We start from the raw sequence: 628 nt of genomic DNA, 5'->3' as shown, positions 1-628 counted from the left end.
TAGAACTGATTAAAGATATACATAAACGATATAATAAAACAATTGTAATTATTGAACACCGTATAGAAGAAATGTTAAATCTGGATTTAGATAAAATCATTTTAATGGATGAAGGGGAAATTGTAGCGATAGGCACTCCAGAAGAGATTTTAACGTCAAATATATTACCATCTATCGGCTTGAGAGAACCTATGTACATAGAAGGATTAAAAAGATTATCTTTTGATAGTAATAATGTTGGAATATTTCCACTTGAAAATCTTCAAAGAGAAAGTGTAAGTAGCGCAATAAATGAGTGGATGGAGAAGCAAGTTTTTTGTAAAAATATTCCTACAAACAAAGGATTATTGAAAGTAGAAAATTTGTCGTTCTCCTATCCTAATAAACAAAAAGTATTAGATAATGTAAATTTCTCAATTAAAGAAGGGGAAATTGTAGCACTTTTAGGTCGAAATGGGGCTGGAAAATCAACATTAGCTCACAGTCTTATAGGTATAAACAAAACAAAAAATGATAGGATTTTATTTCATGGAGTAAATATTCATTCTTGGTCTATTCGTAAACGTGGTGAAGTCATATCTTATGTGATGCAAAATCCAAATCATATGATTACGCAACCTACTGTTAT

General features: G+C 29.8%; 1 protein-coding gene. It reads left to right on the top strand.

What is annotated here, in order from left to right; genetic code table 11:
* The coding region (locus KI369_RS27440) for an ATP-binding cassette domain-containing protein (RefSeq protein WP_212958756.1) at window positions 1–628 on the top strand (628 nt) is incomplete at both ends.

It is taken from the genome of Bacillus sanguinis, from assembly GCF_018332475.1.
Lineage (GTDB): Bacteria > Bacillota > Bacilli > Bacillales > Bacillaceae_G > Bacillus_A > Bacillus_A sanguinis.
This window is presented reverse-complemented; position numbering and strand designations above follow the sequence as displayed.